Source organism: Moorena sp. SIO1F2, from assembly GCF_010672755.1.
Taxonomy (GTDB): domain Bacteria; phylum Cyanobacteriota; class Cyanobacteriia; order Cyanobacteriales; family Coleofasciculaceae; genus Moorena.
Window position 1 is genome coordinate 1 of sequence record NZ_JAAHFV010000543.1, and the last position, 2,911, is coordinate 2,911.

General features: G+C 41.8%; 1 protein-coding gene and 1 pseudogene. One reads left to right on the forward strand and one right to left on the reverse strand.

Features of this window, described 5'->3' with window-relative positions; translation table 11 throughout:
- Positions 1-332: 332 nt before the first annotated feature.
- Positions 333-545 (forward strand): annotated as a pseudogene (locus F6J94_RS32420) (RNA-guided endonuclease TnpB family protein); the annotation flags it as partial.
- Positions 546-1,312: 767 nt separating this feature from the next.
- Here the strand turns inward: F6J94_RS32420 and F6J94_RS32425 are convergent.
- Positions 1,313-2,434 (reverse strand): RNA polymerase sigma factor, RpoD/SigA family, encoded by a 1,122-nt coding sequence (locus tag F6J94_RS32425; RefSeq protein ID WP_293047778.1) that lies wholly within the window; start codon positions 2,432-2,434, stop codon positions 1,313-1,315.
- Positions 2,435-2,911: the final 477 nt, after the last annotated feature.

A 2,911-nucleotide genomic window follows, 5' to 3' on the forward strand; every position in this document is an offset into this window, starting at 1 on the left:
TTTTGTTAATCCCTGATTCAGATCCCCCGTTTCCCTTAATAAGGGGGACTTTTCAATCTAATTCCCCCCTTTTTTAAGGGGGGTTAGGGGGGATCTATGTACCTAATTACAAAGTTGACATGCTCCCAACCCAGGTGCTGATGGATGCTTTTTACGAGAAATTAACAAAAGCCGAAAGCCCCCTCTTTTTAAAGCGGGGATGAAGGCGAAATAGCTACTTTAGTCGCCGTTAATAAAAATATTATACCAAAGTCCGAAAATCTGATCTTATTTGATTTAGAATAAGATCAGGATATGAAAAGGTCTAAAGCGCTCCGCGTGACCTACGGTCAATGATTGTTTTAGAGTTCAAAGCATACGGCAAACAAAAACAATATTTTGCGATAGATGAAGCCATTTGCACGGCTCAATTTATTCGTAACAAATGTCTTCGCTATTGGATGGACAATAAGGGAGTCAATAAGGCTAATTTAAGCGCACTTTGTGCAATTTTAGCTAAGGATTTTCCGTTTGCTAATGAATTAAACTCTATGGCTCGACAAGCTGAAGGGGTGACGAAATAGCCTGAACAGCTTTAAATGTAAAGTTTTCACCATTTTGTGGTAAAAAAAAGATAGGTCTATTTTTTTCAACAAGACCTACCTATTGACAATCTTGCCTACATCCAAAACCACTTAAAAAGTCAACTTAATAGAGCCGAATACCTGTTCCGATACTTTTTAGCTACCAAAATCTACAAAGCAGATTTTAGCCCACTAATGCAAGCTGCTCTCGCAGCCAGGGGGTATCTCCCAAGGCCAAGATAGGTTTTGTTCCGCTCTTCGCGCATAAATCTGTGTTTAATAGAAAACGCAACCACTATCATGGTTTGCTTTGGTTTTCGGCTTCAATTCAAGGAACCAGAATGTTTTCAATGACACTAGAAAACTAATCATTGTCTAACATATTTTTGGAGATACTGCAAGATATTTGTATAAAATCGTCAACAGTGGCTAGCCTTCTAATTCTGCTTAGTCTCCTACAGACAATTAAGGCTCTTCCGTACTTGTTATGCTAAATCAACACTTTGGCCAACGGCCTCAGTCCCTGCTCCCTTTCAAGCAAAAGACTATGTCCTAAACCATGCTTCCCTTGCTATAGTTTAATGCAACCTCGTTGAATTGACACTCCCCGCGTCTAATGACCGGGGAGTGTCTAATTGACCAGAGATTATTTAGCCAGAGATTATTTGGTAACTAATTAACCGGAATTACCTGATTTCGACATCACCAAATTTATCCAGCAGTCACGAGCTGACCTAAGACCTGCTGCACTAGGTCAACCAGTCTCTAAGCCGTCGAGCCACTTGCGGACGGCGTAGCTTACGCATGGCCTTGCTTTGAATCTGACGCACCCGTTCCCGAGAGAGATTGAACATGCCTCCTACTTCTTCTAGGGTGTAGGGTTCACTGCTGGCTAAACCATAGCGTAGAGAAATCACATCTTTTTCCCGCTCAGTCAGGACATCACTGAGAACTTCCCAAATCTCCTGGCGCATCATGGATTCATTCATCTTATCTTCGGGCAATCGTAGATCATTGTCTTCGAGCAAATCCATCAGTTCTGTGTCTTCCCCTTTACCAACTCTGTGATTCAAAGAAAGGGAGCGCCTACGCAATTCTAGTAACTGACGCAAATGGGAGAGGGAAATTTCTAGGGCTTGAGCAAGTTCTATTTCATTAGGATTGCGCTGGAGTTGCTGTTTAAGTTCCCGCTGAGCTTTTTTAAGTTTATTGAGCTTTTCTACAATGTGGATTGGTAGACGAATAGTTCGGGCATCATTGGCAATAGTACGAGTAATCGCTTGACGAATCCACCAATAAGCATAGGTAGAAAACTTGTAACCCTTATCTGGGTCAAACTTTTCTGCTGCTCGGTTTAAGCCCAACGCACCTTCTTGAATCAAATCTAGAAATGGTACACCCCGATTAATATATCGTTTAGCAATTGAAACCACTAACCGCAAGTTCGAGCGAATCATCTTGCGTTTTGCCACACGACCGCGATATAAATTCCCCTCCAACTGACGTTCTGTCATCTCGACCGCTGCAGCTACCTCAGCCTTGGTTGGTTTACGGTCTAACTTTTCGTGTAAGCTGTTGCGGAGTTGGTCGATTTCTACTAGGAACTTAACCCGACGGGCTAAATCTACTTCTTCGTCTGGCTTGAGCAATGGGTAACGAGCCATTTCCTTGAAGAATGCACCCACTGTGTCATCAGAGCCGCTTTTCCGGAAATTATGGGAAGTAGAGACCACTAGTTCATCGTCTTCGGTGAATTCGACCGCTACACGCTGTAAATCTGTTTCCTCTGGCTCAATGTGGTCAGTAACATAAAAATCCTTCTCTTCCGTAGACGGCATTGTATGAGTGTGGTTTAATTCTGTAATATTCATAGGGATGTGTGAGTTGCAAGTGTATTTTAAGTTTGTTAAAACCCTTGCCTTGAGGGATTGAGGCTGTCTGTTGCTGAAAATTGGCCGTTAATGAAAAGTCTATTATCAAAAATTGGTGTTGCTGGTTTCACAAAGAAGTTAATACTCTAGACAGAGCAGCCAAAACACGCTCCATACCCTCAAAGCTCAGTGACCCAACCTGCTTCAAGTAGTTGATGTGTGATTGACGTGATTATAAATTAATGGTTTTAAGCTTACCAGAAGCAGTTTGGCTAATTGTATCTGTAATTACGAAATGTTTAATTACATATATTTTAGTTAAACTCTAGGGTGACGGCAGGAGAGATAATTCTCTTCCCATTGCTTTTATTATTGATTTTGACTCTGGAAACAGAATCTCACATATTTTAGAATTTTCCTATCTATCAATAGTGATATCCTGGCTTTCAGCGCCCTGCGGACGAGTGGACACCGACA